The sequence below is a fragment of the Pseudomonas sp. PDM25 genome, from assembly GCF_019219045.1.
In the GTDB taxonomy this organism is placed as follows: Bacteria; Pseudomonadota; Gammaproteobacteria; order Pseudomonadales; family Pseudomonadaceae; genus Aquipseudomonas.
On the sequence record NZ_JAHUWL010000014.1, the window covers coordinates 122741 to 144110 of the forward strand.

Sequence of the window (21370 nt, forward strand, 5' to 3'; positions counted from 1 at the left end):
CTGGTCGAGTTATGCAAAAATGAATCACCAGTTAGGTAATGGGCCAAGCATGCTAATCGGCCAAACAATTTCTGAGGAGCTAAAAAATGGATGTTTTGAATCAGATCAAAGACGCGGGTTTGGAACTGCTGAATGGACGTCACCGCGTAGTTGCAGCGTTGAGTATCGGTCAAACAGTGACGGCCATCGACACCGAGGGCCGCACCCTCGAAATTGCCGTAGAAGACGGTCGCGTCGTCGCAAACATTGTTGCAGCGTCCAATTCCGTTAAATCGTCGGGGATCCTAGTTCGCAAAATTGGCGATGCCTTTTCCATACCGGCGACCGCCATTACCAACAATCCAGCCAATCCACGTGCGTAGGTGGATGCTGAGATGAAGCAAGTCACTGCTCTCTCGCCTAGTGAGAAGGGGCTGTTCAGCTCGATCATCGAGCATATTTACCCTGAGCCCAAAGCCGGTACCTCGCTTCCTATTGAGCGAGGTGAGGCACGTGCAGCTAAGGGGCTACAGCGGAAAGGACTGATTGTGATCACTCACAATGAGTCAGGCTCTCAATTTATGACGTTCACCGCCTTGGGCGCGGCGTCCTATGAGCACTATCGGCAATTTCATTTATCTAACTGATCCTTAGGCCCCGCTGCCGATATTCAAAGTTTTTCCATTTCATGAGGACAGCGCAGCTCGCTCTCGATGGCTAGCTTCGTCGTTCCGTTTGTTTTCTGCCCAATACCGACGAGCTTCCAATGCGCAGCACAGTAAAAGTAATGTCTCTGATGATCTGCGGCTTAGTCGCGGGCTGCAGTTCTGAACCATCTACTAGCCCTCTGGATTCGCAGGCGTACGCCGCGGCACTTGGAAAACAGAAGCACGCTGTTGAGACGGTTAAGGTTTACCAGGCGGTACCGTCGAACTCTCTTGCCGTGAGAACGGTAATGAGCGCCACGTGCGGCAGCGATAGTGTGCTCACCGGCGCCGATGAAAACTATGTTCTGACAGGACTAAAGGTTAAGGCTTTCAGCAGCGGCGCCGATGGAATAGCAGAGGTGGTTATCAAGCAGCTTCCGGATCCGGGGCGCCACTGTGAAGGGAATGTTGCTTTAGGCGGCACCGCAAAGGCCTTCACCGTCCAGCGCTAACCGTTCAGATTGCCGCTGTCGCACAACATTCAGGAAATAGAAATGCTCAACTTCATACTTTCCATCTCTTGGCAGGTGCTGGTTTTTTGGGTCGCTACACAGATCGGATTTTCGATGCAGGTTATCGATAGCGCGACTGTATTTGTGAAGCAACCTGAGCTTTGCCATTACCTCCAAATTCCTGTGCAGGATGGCCACTGTCGAGTTGTGGGCCGAGTGGAGGGAAATTTAGATGGGACCTGGACTGTTACACCAAAACCAGAGTTGCCAGTGACCTTTGAGCTACCTGCAGGTGAATGGCCCCTGATGTATAAATCGGATGATTGGCACATGGTTGGAGGAACGCCGGCAGTAGTCGGCCTCGCCATCGGTGCAGTTCTCTTCGCCGGTATCGGGATTTGGGGAAGCTTTTGGATGCAGCGCCGGAAAATCCGTAAATGCAGTACGAGTGAGGGGCGGCGGATGGCTATTTAACGCCGCCAGTTGCCTTCGATAGAGAACAATCTCGACCATACCATTCAGGAGAAAACTATGAGTCAAACCACCACAACTCAGCCACAAAAATACACGGTCGCGTGGCTTATTGTGTATCTGTTGACCTGGAAAACGTTCCTTTGCTTCAGCTCTTTCGCGCTACTCTTCATGGTGTTTAAAAGCTTCTCACTAGGTATGGCCATGTTTCTAACTGGTCTAGGATTTTTACTGCTTAATACCAAATTTGATAGCAATACCAAAAACTTATGCGGGCTTGGGCTCGCTTTTGCAGCTTATGTTGTGTGCCTGCCGGGCACCGTTAGACCAGTTGACCAGGTTGTCATCAAAAACGTGTATGCCGTTGGTTTTGGTGCAAATCAGGTGGTAGTTACGATCAACGCGGGCGATTGTGATTATGAGCTTTCGGGCACGTTCACCTGTGATGCTCACGTGGTACGGGCAGCCTTACCCTCAACGCTGACGAATAGTCCGGCCGAGTGATTTGAACACCGGAGCCATCCTGATTAGTGAGCAGAGATGAAATTTCAGAAGACGCTTCAGGGAAAACCAAGAGGATCTACTGCGCCAGACGTGCTGATGCAGCACCTCAATTTTCTGGCCAGGGAGAGTGTGAATATCGCCAGAGGTGGCTTAACGGTTAGGGAGACCATTCTTAAGAGCTGGCATTTTGACGGTGAGTGCTTCGATCTTGTTTTTTCTGAGCCGGCGCTCGAGTTCCTGCGGTCAACGGACGACCCACGAATTGAAATCGTTCAGACTGTATACGACCAGGTTGAACCGAATTTTCATTTCCACGATGACCTAAACGACGCCAAGGTACATTCGGCGGTATTGGCTCTCCATACGCTTGAATTTGGGGATCGTCGCTTCCTTCCACAGCCTGACGACCTAACAGGTACCGTCACGTTCATTCGCTATGGCGAGAAGTGTTACGCAGTTACAGCCAAACACGTGGTGACGTATTTGACTGGCCAGGCATCCGAGCGAAATCTGCCTGTTCGTTATTTTTGTCCAGTAAATAAAGGTTTGGTAATTCGCGGTCCTTTCGTGGCTCCACCAAAGGAATTTTTTCCTGATCACGAGCCGGATGTCGCCATTACGCCAATCGACGAAGCAGCTGTGTTGAGAATCGGTAAGCGACCCTTTGTAATTTCGGATAATGATCCTGTTTGGCCGCTTCCATATGCCATGGCCACCGGTTTTCCGACTGCAGAGAAAAAGGACGTTGACTCCAAGTTTGGGGGCGTTCAGCTGAGCATGGGTTTCGTCAGGGCTGTTGCTGCAGGAAATGGTGCGGATGGTAAGCATCACAGCGTGACCTTCTACAGCGATCTAGACTCTCTGCCTCCTATTTCGAAGCTGAGTGGAATGAGTGGCGGACCGGTGTTTTGGTCTGATGCCGATAGCTATGGTCTCGTCGGTTTTGTGAAGGAGGCTCTCGAACAAGAGGGCGGCGAAGTGAGCGGCGACTCCGCCAAGGTCCATTTCTGGGTGCAAAGAGTCGATCAAGTCATCCTCCGCGATTGGATTGACTATGTAGAGAAAAATTGGCCACACGAAAGGGAGAAACAGGACGATTCTGAATCGCTGCTATTCAAGGAAATTGAAGCGCGAAACCTTCGAAACCGAGAGGATTTTTTTAGACGATCGCGTCGCGATATTGCGTATCTTGAGTGGTGCGCAACATTGGGGCCGCGTGATCGCAAACCACGTAAGAAAAACGTCGAAATATACCTTCCAGAGTGGGTGTAGCAGGGAAGTGACCAGGCAATGATTTCCAAGGTCTTGTTGAATGACACTTGTTTTTTCATCATCTGCGTAGTTGTAACCCTTGTAGGCGTTTGCCTTGGGGTTTGGATGATCGGTTCGGGTGATACCTTCGAGACGGTTAAAGGCATCGCCCTTATTGTCATCTGCATCGTCGCCTTTAGGCATCGACCACGTTAGGACAGAATGGGCGCTGCGCCCCTTGGACTTATCCCAATGATCGTGCGCGATGAAACCAAACAACTACTTGTTATCGATGGCCCTTTTAAAGGTCAACGTATGGCTCGGCCTGGAGACTCCTTTACCGAGGTCATCGGATCGTCATCGAGTCGGATGAAAGTTCGCTTCACTTACACTCTTCGCCAGCATCGGCTTTTAGGATTGGCTTGGGCCTTCCCAACCAACAAAAGCGTTTCTATCCCGTCATAGCAAATTGCTGGCTCTTACATATCGGGGCAACGTCGCTACGGACGCACCAGCGATTTGCTCCGGACATCAAGTCATATCGCGCTGCACTGGTGCGCGATATAGATGCAACGCTTCTCAATGACGTGCTTCGGAACCGTCAGGCTGTCCGCATGCCAATCATGGCGCCGTCGATGTCTCTAGATTTCTGGATGCCGCTTTCTCTGAGTTCGCGGCAATGAGACATACGCTCAATATTCGCTTCCACTTGTTGTTGGTGTTGCTCCCGCTCTGCCTGCTCCTTAGCTCTTTTCTCGTTCTCAAACGCTTCGAGCAAATCCGCGATGCTGTCGTATGCTTCCTTGCATTCAAAAATCACGGCAGGTATTGCGCCAGGAAACTCACAAGCAACAGCTATCGCGATTGTGCAGTCGACGACCTCCTTGGTTGCTTGCCCGGCACCAAGAATCGCAGCCCCTGTTTCCAGCAGCAATTTCTTCGTTTCGTCCTTCGATTTGCCCTCGGCAAGGCACTGTTCCGCTTTGGCATTCAACTCAGTAAGCGCCCCTAAGGTGGCCTTAGCTTGGCTTGCGGGTACTACCGCGCTATACGTGACAGTGCCCCAGTTGATGTTCAGGCTGAAGTTCGGTGCTTGACCCGATACGAAGATGTTTACTGGCTGCTTCGTGGTCTCTTCGTAGGACGTTAGAATTGAATGAAGCAGAGCTCGCGGTATGACGGATGGTTTGGTTTCCAGCTCCATCTGGGCATACGGCGGTAACTCACCCATGGAGTTTCGGAAGGCCCACATTCGTTTGAGCTCGTCCCCCCAGAAACGAAACTCCTCGCTTGTCAGCTTCTCACCCTCAACACCGTCCGAATATTTAACGACGGTGCTTGAGAGCTGCTCGAACCGCTCCTGATCCAGTAGCACTTCGTAATCGACGTTGAACGTCACTATGAGCAAAGGTTTTCCGTTGATGTTCTTCCGCGTCTTAATCCGGTAGGTGGCATCTGACATGTGGGGCTCCTGTTTCGCGCCGGCGGCGCCGTGAGGAAGTGGACCTCACAAGGAGAATAGACAAGATGCGTGCCCTGAATAACTAGCTTTGAGCCTTCTGTCGGCTGATGTACACGCGGCACCCGAACTCTCCTCCTGGTAAGTGGGCCGGGGGCGGGCTTGTCATCGGTTAAGGCACGGATTGATGTGTGACCGGCCAATCTCTCCTCTGGCGGGGTGTAATGCGAACGATGGTTGACTGGCTTCGCCTCCACAACCCCGCTCAGGTCGCAATCAGGTGAGTATCAGCTTCACGGTGATGCCGTACACGTCGGCTGCATGATGCTCGGGCTGGAGGACATCCGCGATAACAGAGGGAAACCACTGGAGAACGTGATCGCACGAGCAATCACCCGTAATTTCGGGCAATCTCAAGCCGGTCATCGAGCGCCTTAGTAAAAACGAATGTGGCCCCCCCCTGTGACTTTCGAGGTGCAATTTGGGTGGTAGGCGAAGGCTTGCCATTTTTATTCCGCATTTACGAGGGATTGATCTAATGCGATATGCAAATGTTGAAGGCGTTAAGTCCGAGGCGCGACCAAAGGTTCGTGGCGTCTGCCGCTCCTGTGGGGGCGAGGTAATCTCAAAATGCGGTAAGCACGTGGTGTGGCACTGGTCTCATCTCTCGCTCATTGGGTGTGATCCTTGGTGGGAATCAGAGACCGAGTGGCACCGGCGATGGAAGGACCGATTTCACGAAAGCTGGCAAGAGGTCATCCTTAAAGATGAGCTAACGGGTGAAAGGCACATTGCTGACGTCCGTACCGGCCACGGCGTAGTGATCGAGTTTCAGCGATCGACTATTGAGCCCGCGGAGGTCACCGCTCGCGAGCAGTTTTATCAGCGGATGGTGTGGGTTATCGACGGCTCGAAAAACGAATTCGACTGTGTGAATTTTTCGAACTCTCGAAGCGGGGTGAATGAGAATGCCATGGCCCGGTTCAGATGGTCCGGTAGGAGCAAGCTGTTTCAAAGATGGCATTCGACGAAGCCAGTATTTATCGATTTTGGTGAGGATCATGGGTTCTGGAGAATCTGCAGATTCGACCCAAAATCAAAAGAGGGGATTGCACTGCTGGTTGACCGCGACATGTTCTCGGCAGCTTTGATCGGCGCCGAAACGGATTTCAGTAGTGGTGGTGGGCCGGCATCCACTTTTTGAGTTAAGGGGGCATTACATCTGAAAGGACCTCTCGTCTCTTAAATTTGTGAGAGGATATCTAAGGAAAAGAAATTTTTGTCTAGTCTCGAAATTCACCGGGGTCATACAAAAAAATGTTTGCTTAGCGTGCTTATTGAGATTTGCTGATATGGTTTCCGTTAAGAAAACAATCCTTTCTCTTCCAGTGGTTGGGAGAGGGTAAAGCAAAGAAAGGTTTAGCTTATGCGAATTCAACGATTAAGCGACGAAGCGATTGCCGATCAGCTGGGTAATGCTATTCGAGAGCGTCGCCTGCGTAAGGATATCAAGCAGGACGATTTGGCTGAGGCTGTTGGTGTGAGTACCCCCACCATACAGAAGCTTGAGAAAGGGAAGGGGACTATCCAGGTCCTCATTGCCGTCCTTCGAGAGCTGAACTGCTTGGAGCTTCTGATGAGCCTACTAGCGGCCCCACGAGTAAGCCCGCTGGCGGTTGCCAAAACCGGAAAAACAACGAGAGTCCGAGCGGTCGGCGCATCACAAGTCAAATCAAGAACCATCGCGACCAAAGTCAACGGTGGCGTAACGACAGGTAAGTTGGAAGGACAGACCCCTAACTTGCTGATCCCAAGGAGAAGCCGTGGCTAAGGTTGCAGAAATTTGGATGTGGGAAACCCGCGTCGGCGTAGTGCTCTGGGACGAAACCCAAATCCCTGCCACAGGTACATTCGAATTTGATCCTGAGTTTTGTGAAATCGGATTAGAGATTGCGCCGCTGACGATGCGGGCCGAGCCTGATGAAGTTTATGCTTTTCCAGGCCTCAACCCTGTGGCATTCAAGGGGCTTCCCCCATGTCTGTCCGATTCTCTTCCCGATGCTTTCGGTAACGCTGTCATTGACGCGTGGCTGGCGCAAAAGGGCCGCGATCCTCGTTCATTTTCTCCTGTTGAACGTCTGTTGTACGTGGGCCAGCGGGGAATGGGTGCTCTGGAATTTCGGCCGGCGCTGGACCGGGCAGTAGACAAGGTTGAGCAGCTGCAATTGGAGTCGCTTGTCGACCTCGCCGGACGCATACTTGAAGAGCGCCAAACGCAGTACGAAGATCTTCATTTGGAAATTAAGTCAGAAGAAGAGGATCAAGCCCTCAAGCATTTGTTTCAGGTGGGTTCTTCCGCTGGTGGGCAGCGTCCGAAAGCGATCATAGCGATCAATGAAGAAACCGGAGCCATATGCTCTGGGCAAATTGAGGCGCCCGAGGGGTACACCTACTGGCTATTTAAATTCGATGTGTCCAATGGGGCAAGCACGTTAGGGGATCCTGCAGGTTTCGGACGTGTTGAGTACGCCTACTACCTGATGACGCTGGCAGCCGGCGTAAAGATGACAGAGTGTCGTCTCCACATAGAAGGCCCTCGCGCCCACTTCATGACGAAACGGTTTGATCGTCTAGATGACGGAGACAAAGTTCATATTCAGACGCTCTGTGCAATGGACAGCGCAGACTTCACGCTGCCAGGTGCATACAGTTATGAGCAAGCTTTGCAGGTCTGCAGAGATTTGGGATTACCTCGGGAGGATCAAGTAGAGCTTTTTCGTCGTGCAGTTTTTAACATCGTGGCTCGCAACCAGGACGACCATACAAAAAATTTGGCCTTTCAAATTTGGCGAGATGGTGTGTGGAGGCTCACTCCGGCATACGACATGTGCTGGTCCTACAGGCCGGATTCTCCTTGGGTATCGCAACATCAAATGTCCCTGAACGGGAAGCGAGATAACTTTGAGCTCAAAGATCTCCTCGCCGTCGCAAAGCTGATTACAAACCTGGATGGTCGAAAGGTGGTTAAGGAAGTTGTTGAGGCAGTCCGTCGCTGGCGCGAATTCGCCGATGTCGCCGGGATGACGGATGACAATCTGATCGAACAGATAGAATCAACTCACCGTCTTTACCTTGGCGAAGGACTATAGAAGTCACACAAACCCGGTACGCCGGGTTTGTCACCCACTCCTGCTCCGACACTCTTCTGTGGCAGAGGAAATGTGCTGCTTTCCTGGATCGTAAACAAATGCGGTCAAGAGAGGGCGCCATGACACTCCGAAAAGGTTTTTCCGGAGCCGCAAGGACAATCCGCCGATCCATCCTCAACAATGGTCGGGAGTACTCCCTCAACTCGACATACGTATTGCACCTTGCAGTTATGGATGATCTTCAGTTGCTCCTGAATTTCCTCGCGTTGTCTTCTGGTGAATCCGGCCGAATAGGGCATTAGCCTGGCCATCTCCGCATCAGCGGCATCAAACTCTTCGCAATATGCCAAGAACACGGCGTATTGGCTCCTCACGCCGATAGCTTGATCTACCATGCCGTGCTCAGCCAGTAACGGTAGGAGTAGTCTCTCGATCACTTGCTTTGCTTCATCGAAACGGCCTCGTGCCGACATGTCGTCAGCTAAGTCTTGGCCCACTCGAATCTGTGAGTCGATGGCGCCAACCATTTCATACAAATTCAAGGCGCTAAACCTGTAAATCAATTGATCCGGTTCCATATCGGTACAGAGCTTTGCGCGCAGCTCTAACGCATCAGCGAGGCGTTTGATGTTGTCGCCTGCATGGCGGTGCCCGGATGTTCGCTCCCAGATCTGCTCTGGAGGGAGGGCGGCAATATCCGGGAGGTTGAAGCCCAGCACCGCGAAATATTCCTCAATGACTGGCTCAAGCATATGAAGCGAGTCCTCGCGGTTGCCTAGCTGAGAAAATGAGGTTGCGGCGTTGTACTGAAGCACTCGCCTTTCAACGGGCTTGTCAGGGAGCAGATCTCTTACGTGGGAAAAGGCTTCCTGGGCCAAATCGGCACGGCCAAACTGAGCATGATGCAGCATCAGCTTCATGTAATACGTCGCTTGAATTTCATTACCTAGGGAATGATCTGCGATAAGTCGCCGCATTTGATCAAATCGCTCAGCCAGATTCTCATGTCGTCCGTTTTTTACATCGGAGAAAACCAAGCCATCTAATGCCCAAAACCGCTGGGTAGGTTCTACCTGAGGTGAGATCGCGATTTGGTCCAGGTACGTCATAAACTCAATGCTGGGTCCCATCTCGTGAAATAACTCTTCTCCAGCAAATTCTATGATGGCGTCCACGTCCTCCAACTGAAGCAAGACTGAAATTAGGGTCGCCAAACGCGATGGTTCGCGCCGTACAGTCAGATACTTAAACAACATGGTCCTGAGATGTTGCAGGGCATCCTGGGTGACTGCTGGGGCGAGAGTGTGCAAATGCCTACGCCCTAAGAGCCTCAGTGAGTCGTGTATCTTCATCTGATCGGCATCAATGGCTTGGACTACCCCCTGGGCACGCAACACCCTTAGCAGTGCCAACGATTGTTGGTTTGTCATGCAGAGGCTTGCTTTCAACAGATTACAGACCTCATCTTTGGTCATGCCCACGTCTACCAGGCTCCAAACAGAAAGCGCGTTGCGTGACGCTTCTGAAAGTGAGTCGAATAATTTCGAAAGGATGATCTCTTGAGCTGTCTCAGCGACGTTGCTTTGTTCTGAGATCTCCAAGCAAAGCTTCGCTAGGTCGCCTCTGTAATGCGTCTTAGAGAGCCTGAGGGCGCTTTGTACGTAGAGAGGCAAACCTGCTGTCAGCGAATTGAGCTTTTTGAAGGTGCTTGCGCTTCCCTTAACGCCATGGAGCTCAGCCTCTGCAGCGATCGAATCTGCGTCCCACCCCAAAAGGGTTTCTTGAGTTAGCCCAAGTAAAGCAGCTATCTCATGCATGCTAGGGCCGGGTTGGCCTAGCAGGACAAATTTCAAATTTCTGGTGCTTTCTACCAATGCACGAAGATTTTCTACGGGAACACGGTGGGCGTTATCCAGCACCACCAGTGCCGGAATGTTGTGACGACCAATGTGCTCATCAAGCACCTGCAGAGATTCGTGTCCGGTACTGCCTAGGGTTAGCACCCTTCGGATTTCCGAACTATTAGCATCGAGCACTAGCGGCGCCAGCTCTCTCACGAGAGAAGAGGCAATCGCAGGTCCAGGCAGATCCCCTACATCGTAGTAAGCACAAGTGCTCGTGGAATGCATGGCTGAATCTGAAGCCCAAGACGTTTTTCCAGATCCTGAAAAGGCACAGATGATTCTGACTCTTTCAGGATTGTCCAAGGAGGGCTCATTTCGCTGCGGGCGGTACACAGCTGGCGGGTTAGGAAACGCCTGCATTTTAACTATCAGTTGCTCGAACAAGGTCCTCAAATCATCGCTTTTAAAGGTATGGGTCGAATAGGGTGCAGAGCCGCTTGACGCTAGTTGCACGCAACCTGCGAGCTTCCACACAAGCGATTCGGGTGAGATCAGGGAATAAGGTAGCTTTGCGGCGAGTTGGGCGCACCACTCCGCTGCTTGATCAATGCCGCTCCACGCTGGGGGTAACGCCGGAATTACGCGAGTTTCAGAGCCAGGCCAAACCAATTGCACATCCGCTGACATTTGCCCGGAATGGATATTTTGAAGCAGCAGTGGGCCAGGTGGTTGGTTCATCACAACGAAAAACTGGGCTTTACCTTGTCTATGGCCGGATACATGGTCTGCACGCAACGTATCGAAGCGAGCAAGCGCTTCAGCAATGTCACTGGGTATTATCGGTTTGATTCGGGTTTTTACCTGGATGTAAGTCCGCCCCACATGTTGGAGCTCGATGTCTTCGTCGCGCTCAACAGAGATAGCGGATATATCGTGCTTTTCTGCAAGCAAAAGACAGCCAACGGCGTATAGATGCTGGTAGAGAAAGCCACGATGAACTGCCTCAATACGCGTAGTCTGTCGTGGGTCTAGGGCAGCAGGTTGGCCATCAATCAAGTCCGTTTGAGGCGACATGGCATTTTCCTAGTCAGCAATATCATTAAGATCGAGCCGCATTTAGCTCGGCCAGCGCCTCACCCAGCGAGCCCGATCCATCAGCGGGCAATGCCTTAAGCAATGCTTGGGTTACCGCTACGGCGGCTTGCGCTCCCTGACCCGCGAGTAGTCTGCCTTCTTGGCCAAGAAAGGCGGATTGAGGCAATCCCATGTATGCCACTTGGGTTCGTACAAAGGCCTCCAAGCTGTCGAGGAGTTCCGGGTCGAGAGTGACGGTAAGCGGTGGATTGCTCATCTGCAGACTCCTTGGTAGGGGGGCGGTTTTCCTAGACCGGAATAACACTGGCATATGTTTGGAGCGGTTTATTCACTCAGCTTGATTCTGGCTGGATCGGGACGGGGTTGCCAGTTTCCTTCACCAGGATATACTCCGGCCATCGCCTTATGGCACCACTCAAAAGTTTCTTTCAGATCGGATGTTCCGGCCTGTTTGAATGGCAGTAATTCTGCCACCTATAGCTGCATTCGCAGCACCTCACCTACCCTCGCGGGACGCCATCCCGCTTGGGGTAGCTCCGCCAGATTTTCTCCTAGGAGCTACGCCAATGTTTAAACCTGCACGCTATTTCACTGCTATCCGACGTGAGGCTGAGATATTAAATTCAACCTTTCTGCAGGAAGCTATCTGATGAGCACAAAGAACATTACCGACTGGAAAATTATTCCGACCACTGAAGATACGATTTCGTTAATCGGGATCGTTGACGGTCGTGAAATCCAGACTTCGCCCATCGTTGCTGCGCGTCGAGGCGAGGTGAAGACGAGAAACTCACATTACATTCTTGGAACCAAAAGACCTGGAATGTGGGAACTGCAATTAGAGATGCGCCGAAGAAAACAGTCTGAGACCCTTCGAGAGCAGGGCGTAATTTAGCCTTGCTTGATTTGATTCAGATGCTCGGCAACCTAGATCTACTGATCTAGATTTTTTGATTTAATGGCAACATCTGCCACCAAATGCTGCATTCGCAGCACTTTACTTACCCTCGCGGGACGCCATCCCGCTCGGGGTAGCTCCGCGAGTTTTACACAGGAGCTACACCATGCTTACTCAAGCCCAAAAATTCACCGCAATGCGTGGCGATGTGGAACTGACTGCCGAAGTCAGTCCATGCTGTTTCATGTACGGCAGTCCCCTGCAGATAACGGTGCGTTTGCCGAACGGTGGTGACACCATCGTTCAGAACAAGGAAATTGCGATCAAGGACGCTACAGAGAATGACTGTAAGTCTCTTCTGGAGACAGTCCAGATAATGCCTTGCAAAACTTGCCAGAAACCCGCGTTTGATCCTTCATCCTGCCGCACGAATCGAGATGGTGAGTGCGAGAGTTGCTTCATGAAAAAGTTGAATGAAGAGTTCGACGATTTTGAGAAGAAATATCAGGCAAAACTGAAAAAGGATGATGCGAAATACAAGGCTAAGGGGTGCACTCATCGCATTACGACTTGGGTCCACCCTACCAGGGGCGATGACTACCAAATCATCATGTGGATGACTAATCCTACGGCCGAGGAAATCGTTGCTCAGTTGAAGAAGAAAAGGGGCGCGGATACAACCGGGTATCAGCTGATTGCTCTCTAAGCGGTCTATTCAAGCGATCTCCTCACGGGGATCGCTCTCTAACTGAGGTGCCTTTTGATGTCCCTATTATTTAGCCTGTCAGCCGCCACAATCGGCAAAGGTGCAAAACTGTTCCACGTCAGCCTATTGGCCAATGGTTGGGATTCAGCCACCCTTTGGACGGTAGCGGCGGATGATCTGGATGCAGCATTTGATTTTGCTATGTCCGAATACCCTGACCAGGATCGGGCTGATTTCGATGATGGCCGTGACGGTTACGAGATCGGCGCGTACGTCTATAGGTCACAGCAGTTCGGCGTTTGCCGGACTTAGTTTCGTGTCTAATCAGAGGGCGGCCAATGGCCGCCCTTTCCATTTGAGTTGGAGTCCGCGGGTCAACTGCGTGTCACGAAGGTTGGTACCCGTAAAAGGATCCGAAGCCGCCCTTGCATGTGGTTCCGACAGGGGATGATGTATCGACGTTCTGGTGCAGCGATTAGCCTAGATGAACATCACGTACCTATTGTCAGATCAACAAGGTTTAAGGACTTAAAATGAAATCAAAGGTTGCGCTAATTGGGTTGATAGGATTGGCATTAATGGCTTTGGTTTTTGCTGGAAAGCCGATCGGAAAGCAATGGGAGGCTGCATCAGTCGACGAAATTCAGTCCGTAACAACCGGGTCGCCTTGTGCCAAAAAGATTCTTTTGGATGCGAACCGCGAGGGACAAGAAATCACACGAAGGGACTTGGATCGAGTAAAAGGTCAATGCATTACCGTTGACCAACAAGCTAAAGCATTTTGACCATCTAAGGGCGCGGTAGAGTGACCATGAAGCAAAATCAACACGTCATGACCTGGTTGGAGGCATTACGCGATGAGGCTGTATCCGACACCTGTAGCATGCTGCGGATGATCGAAATTATGGCCATACTTGCTAAGTATTCTCACGGGATGACCACCATATAACGCTCGCGATTTTCGAAACCATTTGGAAATGTACATGCTGATCATAAAACTTGCTGCGGTCATCGAGATCGCCGCCGGCATTTACTTGGGGGATGGGGTCATGGGTGGACTAGGCGCGATCGCACTGATCTGTGCTGCAATAGGTACAGTACCCAAGCAAGAGCTTGAAAGCAGTTTCTATGCTTAATATGAGTTTGGCTGGATCTATAGGCTGTATCGGTAGAGCGCTCATCGCCCACGCGAGTCGATGACAGGGGACAGTCGGTGGGCGTTCTACCAATGCACTTTAGAGATCGCATAGCGCCAGTTTGAGTGACAACAACAGGAGCAGCGGAATGTCCATCTACTACAGGTTCTACATCAAAACGCAGTCGCCTCGAAGGGTGGAACAACTGATCCTTCATACGCTCGGTGGAGATGGCTGGCTTGAACCTTATGGGAATGGTTACCTGCGTCCGATTCAAATCGCCGTGGTGCCTGGTGAAGCCCATGTGGTGCTACCTGACCGGAATAGATACGGTTCGCCGATCACCTCTGATGCCGACACCGGTTGGTTCTGGTTGGAAGCGCAAATAAAAATTTATAGCCCAGAGGCAGTTGCTTTAGCTAAAGCATTACTGCCGGACAGACGACATCGTTATCCACTAATCGAAGAGCTTGCGGTGGACTCTGAAGCCAACGAAGCGGGTGATTTTGCACGCATCGTCGACGACGAGCATTATCTCATCGATGTAGATCCATCTGAGTCAGAAGCCTGTTGCCCAGTATAAGGGGGCTATTTATCCCTTTAGTCCCGCAAATGCCCCAGTCCCCTGAGCACATTAGGACTATTCCTACATATCTTCACTGCCGATTCTGATAGGGTCAGCCAGCACTGCACCAAGTAAAACGGATTGAAAGACACAAGGACGATTCATGATTTCTTCTGCTCGACTGGGCGACAAACATGTTTGCCCGTTACCGGGACACGGCACTACGCCAATCGCCTCGGCCTCAGCTGATACCAACATCAACTTTATGGGCGCAGCGCGAGTAGGTGATACTTGTGGCTGTGGGGCGGTGATCACCACCGGCTTCCCCTCCATCCAGGTGAACGGTCGACCTATGGCTCATTTGGGGAGCCCAACCAGTCACGGCGGAACAATCATCACCGGATCTGGCGATGTTGGTGGTGGCTTTGTCATGGGAGCTGCACCAGGCGCAGCGATCATAAATTTTGCCGCGCTCGGAGCTTTCCGGGCGGACGGAACAGTTGATGATGAGAGAATGGCTACCTTGTTAGCCGATCCAAAACTCACAGAGAAAGCCACCGCTGCAAATGCTCTGATTGACCCCACTGCGACAACCACGCAGCTGGAGCTCCAACCTGAACAAAAGGCCGAGCCAATCACCTGTAATGACCCTGATCGGATGCCGGAGTTAGCCAGCTACATTGCTGACGAGATGAACCGAAATATCAATGACCCGTCGGTTCTGAAAATGAAGCAGCTCCTCAGCTATGACACGGCGGCAGAAACTCGAAGCAAAATGGAAATGCCATGGTTTGCCCAACTGGGTGCGACTAGTCCACAAGCAATTGCTGCAGCAAATGCCGCGGCGGCAATGGCGATATGGACTGAACGTGTGGGGCAGGATCGGCCTTGGGACCACAAGCCGAAAATCCTGCAGAAATTCGGCGGTGTTCGCCATAAACAAGGTGGCTACGATTATTTCTACGACATCTGGTCCAACATCCACTACGGGTACGTCGGTCGGGCAGGTGGGCTTTCGGAAAGCATACTTTCTGACGGCGCCGGCGCTGAGCAGATTGTTTCTGATGGAATCAGAAAATTATTTGACTGGGATGAGCGCAGAGGGCCACACGCGACCGAAGGCGTCGACGGCCTGAAAGCATATGACGATGCACCGGACCGCATTTCAATCGGGATAGGAATCGAGCTATTCACTCAACATCCAGATGGTGGCATCACCGCCGAAATGATCATGGAGAAAGTACTGGCAGTTAAGCCGGAGGATTGGGGGGATGGCGTTCGTGTCCACGTATGTAAGTAAACTCCGAAAGTGGCCAATCCTGTTAGCGCTCCTGTTTTCGCCACTCATTTTTTGGTATGCCGCAACACCGCGGGTGGCGGTGTACTACGCCAAGGACGGGAAGGGCGAGCTGCGCTATATCTGGAACACTCAACACAGGATAGACAAAGGCGGGATGCTTCCTGGCGAGGCCACAGCTGATCTTGGCCATATCTTCCCCAACGAGCATTTTTTCATGGAGTTTAACTGGAGGAGCAGGGAAGGGCGTGACCACTGCATCAGCATTGCGCCCAAGTGGCCAAAAACAAAAATCTATCTCGACTCAAACGGGGACATTGATTCTGGTAGTGGAAGCGGTACCGACGTCGACCGTTTGAAGCGATGCACTATTGATGATGCTAAACCCTAACATCGCGTTCGGCTCCGTACGGTCCAACAGTTGCAATCTCTGTTTCTCATGGAGAATACAAATCAAAGAGGCGCCGCAGAAGCTAAAGCTTGCCTGGCGCCGACGTGATCCTAGACGACCAAATAGTGGCCACTACTCAGTGTGGCGACGTAGAGATACGTCCGCGGCGATAAGCGTCACCGCCGTGGGGGTCCGCAGAAGGTGCCCCGAGCTCCAGGGATGAGAGAGTTCGCAAAACGTCTGCAGGTTAGATGGACTTGGGGTTTCTCCACTCAGTACTGGCGCTATGCGTTGGGAACGGCACGGGCTAACCACCTCCACCCTCATTGAGGGTCCGCTGCGGGAACGTAGCGTCTCGGAAACGGGAGAGTCCAGGCAAGCCCGACCGCCCCTCCAGTCAATGGGGCAATGTTTCTAAAAAGGCCCGGTCGATCATCGCTGGGCCTTTTTCGTGCCTGCACACTTCGAAATCACCCTTGCGAGATGATTCTATCTAGCAGCTCGAGCACATGAGTGGAGTCGATGAAATACAGCCAACCATTCCCTCCGCGGAGAGTCATTCCAACGTAATGAAATCGTGACTCGAATTCGGCAAACACTGGTCCACCACTCATGCCGTCTATATCTTCAAGCCCTGATGACTCGTATCTCATCGTGTAGAACCCAGCCGCTGAAGAGCCATCCAAGGTTCCCTTAAGGATAAGCGGTGTGTATTGAGCGGAAAAGTTCTCTGGATCGTACGCGCCGTCTGTAATTGGAAAACCGGTCGCAAATAATCGCTGGCCGGCTGAAAGATCTGTTGCGGGTCGAACCCACTGATCCATCATCCATGACCACCAGTCGATTTGGTTCTCGCTCTCAAAGTCTTGATTGATCTGCCAGGCGAATATGTCATCTGTCTCGTCCAGGGTGAGCCACGGCCCCGGTCTTGGGGTATAGGCGGCACGTATTGGAAGAATGGCTCCATACTCGGGCAGCACCAATCGAAAGTGGTCGGGATTAGCAGTCATGTTATCGATCACGTGTCGTGCGGTAACGGCAAACTGGTGCGGGCCACGTTGAACCAAAAACAGTGAGCCGGTCCGCCACTGGAGATTGTTCCAGTCTGACGGCCCGAACACTTCCTGAAAAAGCACCGGGTAAGATCCGGTTAACATCGCGGTGCGCTCCTCATGCTCACGGTGATGAGCAACGAGTGCTGCCATCTCGGCGGACACGTGAGAAAACTCTTGGTCGGTGAGTCCAAGATCAAAAGCTGAGTAATTTTTGCAGAGTTCATCCAGTTCAAAAAATGCTCGAGGATGAATTAATTTGTAGGCGCGATAGAGGTGATGAAATCCTACGGATGGCGAGGTCTCCTTCAAACTCATCCCGTCACTAAACTCTTCGTCTCTCAATTCTGTGTCCTGGGAAAGGCGCAGCCAGAACATGCTTTGTTTGAAATTACCCGCTTGGCTGTACGCGTGAGCAATTTTATCCGCGGCTCTCGCATCACCAGCATGCCACTCGCGTACTAGGCTTTCGAATTCATCACTATCGCCCGGCCAATCAAGGTCGTCACTCATTTGCGAGTCCAATTGCTCTGCCCTAAGTAATCTCGAGGCGTAATCTTACTTCAGGGCATGGGTTGTGTGATTTTCTTCTCCGCCTGCGCGCAGGTTTGGGCCGGCGGAGCTACGTTCCGACGATGAGTCGTACCACGTAACTGTCTATTTCATCGGCGATACCAGTTGAGCTGATAACATCTGGCATCCATTGGGATCTGATCATGGGGCCAGCGAAGGCAGTCGAGATACAGTCGTTGAGGCTTGCTTGGGCTGGACCGAGTTGCCTGCACCAGATAGGCCGATCTACCGGATGTAACGATGTAGTCGCCAGCGCTCAGGCCGTCAGCGCCGTCGATGTATAACTTGCACGGGGTGAAAGGTTGGCGGCGGCTAGCCATCTTTAATCCTAACGCGGGTTAAACATGTCAGTTTGCTTGTTCTTTGGGTCGGACTTTGGCGCATTCAGCGGATGACCCAGCTGACGGCGAATCTCGCTTAGCCAGGCCTTGTAAGGAGTGCGCTCTCGCTCACCCCAAGGGTAGGCATCGACCAATGCCTTACGCAGCACCTTCATGTCACTCCGGCCTACGCTGCGAATCACTCCTGCGACGATCGGCGCCGCAGCATCTGCCCATGACATGTGGAGACTCCTATGCAAGCAAATTGGGAGGAGAGGGCTTGATAAATACAATCAGACCAAGCTAAATCACAAAGAATGACCTGGTGTTGACCCGTCGGCACCGGGTATACCCGGAATCGCTCGCGACTCTGATTTCTGCCTGTTTCGAGCGCAAGTTAAAGATCACAACTCAATTCCCACTTAAATCCGCGCTCAGACAGTCTGCAATAGCCTGGTCATATGCCGCTTATTCACCTCGCGACGCTCGGCTGTACCATTCCCAAACCAGCATCAAACCTATAACGACGAGCGTGCAAACGAACCACTTAACAGCTGTCCACAAATCCGGCAAATCAGCCATAGCTTCGGCTAACGTTTGATAGTCATGATGTGCAGCGAAGGCAACCACACCAACAACACCCGCCAAAATAATCAAAAAGTATCCGCACGCGGCTACAAGTACTTTCATTGGTATTTCCTACGCAGTTTCACCTTATTTGAGGACGACGTATCCATGAATTTTGGCGGCTTGATCTAGGTTCTCATTGAAGGCATCGGCATCCGCCTCATCGCCGTAAGTTGGCCACGACCGGCCGATTAGTTTCCTGGACAAGGCATCAGCCAACATCCCGCGGATCTGTGTTTCTGCCTCACCGAATTCAGCAAGCGTTTTGTCTATGCCGTTGTCAACCATGAGCTCAACGAGCTGTAGCTGATTGAGCCGAATCCCGGATATCGACTCGAGCTGATCCTTTGCTTGGTGGATGAGCTCACGGCTCAGTACGGACCCGTTCGTAGTTCTGACCAGGGTTGCTTGCTCCGCCGGCTTGGTGCATCGTCGTATGCGATAGGCGAGGAAATCGTGTAGCGCTTCTTTCGAAGTGCTCTTGGGAGATGCCCTGCAAGGCCCTCAGAGTGCCGCCTGGCAATCTCGTATTCATATGGCCCTAATCCCGAGCCCTTCTCATCGCGATATGCCTTCACGTCGACGAATAAGCGGCCGGCAGTGCGAGCCTCCCGTTTTGCCCGCTCCGTAAAGATCGATTTTCCTTTTCCTGAGGTACCGGTGATGAGGGTGTGACCCGTTTGATTCAGGTCAAGGGTAAAAGTCTCGCCGGCGGAGGTTATGAAGGTATTGAGCATGTTCGTCCTGGTGGCAGTTTAAGTAGCTGTTGGTACCCGAATGCACTGGTAACTGGTCTGAGCCGATCTGAGAACTCTCTCACGAGGGCGTTATTGATTGCCTTCAGTCTGATCCTCCAGTAGGGGCAAACCGGTCGGTCGTAAAGCTGAGTTAAAAACTGAACTGCAACTGTCCATGAACCTTCAGGGGGGATAAGCGAGAGGTGCTAACCCCGAGGCTGTTTTGTAAGCGCGGATCATGGGATTGGTGGAGCAGTTTTTCGATCAGTGCATCCGGATCGTTGAGGATATTTCGAAGCCCTAAACGATGAAGCTGGTTACCAATTCTCAGCATTCTGTCCCACTCAGAGTGCCCGCCTTTTTTGATGGACACGACACCAAACCGCAGAAGGTAGTGCACGGCCTGGGAGGGGTAAACGTCCGTGTGGGGACCGTAGTATTCAAGCGCCCGGTCGAGCTCGAATTCATAGAATAAATGCACTGACTCATCATCGAGCTCGAACTCATTTGTTTCGTTGACGTTGGTGTAGTAAACCCCTTTTTTAGAAATGACGGACTGGCAAGAAAACTCATCGTCAACAGAGCGCAGGCCTTCAAATATTCCGTGGAATTCAGAGTCAACGAAAGGCAGCTCGACGGAACGGGAGATGTCCAGATCGGAACGCAGAAACTCTGTGTACTCCTCTGGGATGCTGTAGCGCTTCCCATTTTCGAAGATGGCCTTGTACTCAGCTAGGGCTGTGAATGGGCGCTGGTAGCTATGACGAGCCCACAGAAGATCAATCGCGAGAACCTCTTTCATGCCAAGCAAGTTGAACCGGGGTGACGTTTGATTTTGCATCGCCCATTCAATCTCGTTGGCATCAATTGTCAGGGCATAGCGTAGAAGCTCGAGGCAGAAATCTGGGGCATACGCGTTTGCCGCAATTTTGATTGTGCCGTCATCAGCGTTGACGGAACGTGCAAGCCAGTTTCTAGCACTTGGGTCGTAGTGCCGTGCCTTGAGATAATTTCGAAAGGAGGAAAGGGGCGCCATCCAAGAGTATTTTCCGTCCTCCTGAGCAAGCATGTTTTCCATGCTTTTGTCAGAGCTCACCCGCAAGCACATCCAACACCCATGCCTTGCACCGCACGACGTTTTACGTTCTGCCGCGCCGTCTCGCATGAAAATGTTGACCATACAGTCGCCTGAAGAGTCGCGATACACCTGAGTCAGCTGGCAGAAATCCGAGTAAGTTTCGATTCGGCCGTTCGTAACCCGCCCAAGAAATGTGAAGACATCCATGGTGGTGAAGTCAGCGATCGGGCTCAAAATCCAGCTGGCCTTTTCCCCCTCTTTTGCCGTGTTCACGGGGACTGTCGCGCTCTCGCCGCGGGAGGCCATGTTGCGACCGCGAACCGCCGATTCGTCACGGCGGGTACCGATCAAGGTTACGATCGAGTCATCAGAAAAAGCAGACCCCAACTCTTGCTTGATGATCGATTTTATTAGCCGTTTGGTGCGATCCATCGGTGACTTTTTCATTTGAATAGTGCACTTGGCCGAGTTGCCAGGCATCGATGCAACAGTTCGGCCGCCGATGAGTGAAATTAACCAGTTCTCACTGAGGTTGGGACTGCACACCCACATGCGCACAGGAAGGCCTTTTCTCTCGGCGTAGGCCTTCAGGGAGCGAATTTCCTGCTTGCTGAATGCATGAACCACTGGGTTTTCGATGAGCGTGTCAGAGTTCAAAACGTGAAGCTCAGGTACTTCTACACCTTCAGCTTTGAGCTCTTCCATTGCTCTAAGGGTGAGGGCCAAAACCACAGAACTATCTTTTCCAAAGGATGTAGCCGCAACGACCCGCTTGCCTGCGCGGATCAGGCTCTTAATCACCTCCACAGCGTTGACCACTTTTTCGTCAAATGAAGGCTCCTTCACTGGGGCGGTGACGGGTGTCGCGTCCTGGAAGAGGGAAGTGGCGATTAGTTGCATCATGATGGCCTAGGAATTGATTGATCTTCTCCACGGTATCTGGACGAAAAAAAATGCAAGCCATTGCACGAAGCTGAGCTGGGCGTAGGACAAGCTTCATGGTGCTGGCGCGTTCTCTCATTTCGACAAGTTGTCATCCGATAGCTTGTGAAACGTCGCTTACGGTTACTATCGTTAAG

The 21370-nt window shown here is 51.9% G+C and carries 25 protein-coding genes; 17 read left to right on the plus strand and 8 right to left on the minus strand.

Annotated features, from left to right (window positions below):
- The first annotated feature begins 86 nt into the window (after positions 1-86).
- From KW848_RS24090 to KW848_RS24115, 6 genes are all read left to right on the plus strand, one after another.
- Positions 87-362, plus strand: coding sequence for a hypothetical protein (locus tag KW848_RS24090; protein ID WP_218538277.1), 276 nt, complete (start codon positions 87-89; stop codon positions 360-362).
- 12 nt (positions 363-374) lie between these two features.
- A complete protein-coding gene (locus KW848_RS24095; protein WP_218538278.1) occupies positions 375-626 on the plus strand; it encodes a hypothetical protein in 252 nt (83 codons plus the stop codon).
- Between the two features lie 119 nt (positions 627-745).
- The gene (locus KW848_RS24100) at positions 746-1138 is read left to right on the plus strand and encodes a hypothetical protein (protein WP_218538279.1); all 393 of its coding nucleotides are present in this window, start codon (positions 746-748) and stop codon (positions 1136-1138) included.
- A 42-nt stretch (positions 1139-1180) separates the two neighbouring features.
- Positions 1181-1612 carry a hypothetical protein gene (locus tag KW848_RS24105; RefSeq protein ID WP_218538280.1) on the plus strand — a complete coding sequence of 144 codons (432 nt, stop codon included), beginning with the start codon at positions 1181-1183 and terminating at the stop codon, positions 1610-1612.
- Between the two features lie 57 nt (positions 1613-1669).
- Positions 1670-2113 (plus strand): hypothetical protein, encoded by a 444-nt coding sequence (locus KW848_RS24110; protein ID WP_218538281.1) that lies wholly within the window; start codon positions 1670-1672, stop codon positions 2111-2113.
- Between the two features lie 36 nt (positions 2114-2149).
- Positions 2150-3385 (plus strand): serine protease, encoded by a 1236-nt coding sequence (locus KW848_RS24115; RefSeq protein ID WP_218538282.1) that lies wholly within the window; start codon positions 2150-2152, stop codon positions 3383-3385.
- 580 nt (positions 3386-3965) lie between these two features.
- On the opposite strand, the gene KW848_RS24120 is transcribed toward KW848_RS24115, so the two are convergent.
- Positions 3966-4826 (minus strand): hypothetical protein, encoded by an 861-nt coding sequence (locus KW848_RS24120; protein ID WP_218538283.1) that lies wholly within the window; start codon positions 4824-4826, stop codon positions 3966-3968.
- Positions 4827-5361: 535 nt separating this feature from the next.
- Here KW848_RS24120 and KW848_RS24125 point away from each other — a divergent pair.
- The 3 genes from KW848_RS24125 to KW848_RS24135 all read left to right on the plus strand — a co-directional run bounded on the left by KW848_RS24125 (position 5362) and on the right by KW848_RS24135 (position 7972).
- The gene (locus KW848_RS24125) at positions 5362-6027 is read left to right on the plus strand and encodes a competence protein CoiA (RefSeq protein ID WP_218538284.1); all 666 of its coding nucleotides are present in this window, start codon (positions 5362-5364) and stop codon (positions 6025-6027) included.
- A gap of 222 nt (positions 6028-6249) precedes the next feature.
- Positions 6250-6654, plus strand: coding sequence for a helix-turn-helix transcriptional regulator (locus KW848_RS24130; RefSeq protein WP_218538285.1), 405 nt, complete (start codon positions 6250-6252; stop codon positions 6652-6654).
- Positions 6647-7972, plus strand: coding sequence for a type II toxin-antitoxin system HipA family toxin (locus tag KW848_RS24135; protein WP_309140081.1), 1326 nt, complete (start codon positions 6647-6649; stop codon positions 7970-7972). The genes KW848_RS24130 and KW848_RS24135 overlap by 8 nt, the downstream gene beginning before the upstream one ends.
- Before the next feature lie 104 nt (positions 7973-8076).
- Here KW848_RS24135 and KW848_RS24140 read toward each other — a convergent pair whose 3' ends face one another.
- Together KW848_RS24140 and KW848_RS24145 are read right to left on the minus strand one after the other, a co-directional pair.
- Positions 8077-10890: an SEC-C metal-binding domain-containing protein gene (locus tag KW848_RS24140; RefSeq protein WP_218538286.1), complete on the minus strand. Its 2814-nt coding sequence runs from the start codon at positions 10888-10890 to the stop codon at positions 8077-8079.
- Between the two features lie 25 nt (positions 10891-10915).
- The gene (locus KW848_RS24145; protein WP_218538287.1) at positions 10916-11167 is read right to left on the minus strand and encodes a hypothetical protein; all 252 of its coding nucleotides are present in this window, start codon (positions 11165-11167) and stop codon (positions 10916-10918) included.
- A gap of 393 nt (positions 11168-11560) precedes the next feature.
- On the opposite strand from KW848_RS24145, the gene KW848_RS24150 reads away from it, so the two are divergent.
- From KW848_RS24150 to KW848_RS24185, 8 genes are all read left to right on the plus strand, one after another.
- On the plus strand, positions 11561-11806 hold the full coding sequence (locus KW848_RS24150; RefSeq protein ID WP_218538288.1) for a hypothetical protein: 246 nt from the start codon (positions 11561-11563) through the stop codon (positions 11804-11806).
- Between the two features lie 169 nt (positions 11807-11975).
- Complete coding sequence (locus KW848_RS24155) at positions 11976-12515, plus strand: hypothetical protein (RefSeq protein WP_218538289.1); 540 nt, start codon at positions 11976-11978, stop codon at positions 12513-12515.
- 57 nt (positions 12516-12572) lie between these two features.
- Positions 12573-12827 carry a hypothetical protein gene (locus KW848_RS24160; protein WP_218538290.1) on the plus strand — a complete coding sequence of 85 codons (255 nt, stop codon included), beginning with the start codon at positions 12573-12575 and terminating at the stop codon, positions 12825-12827.
- 221 nt (positions 12828-13048) lie between these two features.
- Positions 13049-13300: a hypothetical protein gene (locus KW848_RS24165; protein WP_218538291.1), complete on the plus strand. Its 252-nt coding sequence runs from the start codon at positions 13049-13051 to the stop codon at positions 13298-13300.
- A 198-nt stretch (positions 13301-13498) separates the two neighbouring features.
- The gene (locus KW848_RS24170) at positions 13499-13651 is read left to right on the plus strand and encodes a hypothetical protein (protein ID WP_218538292.1); all 153 of its coding nucleotides are present in this window, start codon (positions 13499-13501) and stop codon (positions 13649-13651) included.
- 148 nt (positions 13652-13799) lie between these two features.
- Positions 13800-14234, plus strand: coding sequence for a hypothetical protein (locus tag KW848_RS24175; protein ID WP_218538293.1), 435 nt, complete (start codon positions 13800-13802; stop codon positions 14232-14234).
- 145 nt (positions 14235-14379) lie between these two features.
- Complete coding sequence (locus tag KW848_RS24180; RefSeq protein ID WP_218538294.1) at positions 14380-15516, plus strand: polymorphic toxin type 44 domain-containing protein; 1137 nt, start codon at positions 14380-14382, stop codon at positions 15514-15516.
- The gene (locus KW848_RS24185; protein WP_256365265.1) at positions 15488-15904 is read left to right on the plus strand and encodes a hypothetical protein; all 417 of its coding nucleotides are present in this window, start codon (positions 15488-15490) and stop codon (positions 15902-15904) included. Before KW848_RS24180 ends, KW848_RS24185 begins: the two co-directional genes overlap by 29 nt.
- Positions 15905-16374: 470 nt before the next feature.
- Here KW848_RS24185 and KW848_RS24190 read toward each other — a convergent pair whose 3' ends face one another.
- From KW848_RS24190 to KW848_RS24210, 5 genes are all read right to left on the minus strand, one after another.
- A complete protein-coding gene (locus tag KW848_RS24190; RefSeq protein ID WP_218538295.1) occupies positions 16375-17469 on the minus strand; it encodes a hypothetical protein in 1095 nt (364 codons plus the stop codon).
- Positions 17470-17857: 388 nt separating this feature from the next.
- Positions 17858-18091 (minus strand): hypothetical protein, encoded by a 234-nt coding sequence (locus KW848_RS24195; RefSeq protein WP_218538296.1) that lies wholly within the window; start codon positions 18089-18091, stop codon positions 17858-17860.
- Between the two features lie 226 nt (positions 18092-18317).
- Entirely contained in the window at positions 18318-18539 is a 222-nt protein-coding gene (locus KW848_RS24200) for a hypothetical protein (protein WP_218538297.1), read from the minus strand.
- Positions 18540-18563: 24 nt separating this feature from the next.
- Entirely contained in the window at positions 18564-18764 is a 201-nt protein-coding gene (locus KW848_RS31945; RefSeq protein ID WP_256365267.1) for a hypothetical protein, read from the minus strand.
- Positions 18765-19364: 600 nt separating this feature from the next.
- Positions 19365-21191, minus strand: coding sequence for a phosphoadenosine phosphosulfate reductase family protein (locus tag KW848_RS24210; RefSeq protein WP_218538298.1), 1827 nt, complete (start codon positions 21189-21191; stop codon positions 19365-19367).
- Positions 21192-21370: the final 179 nt, after the last annotated feature.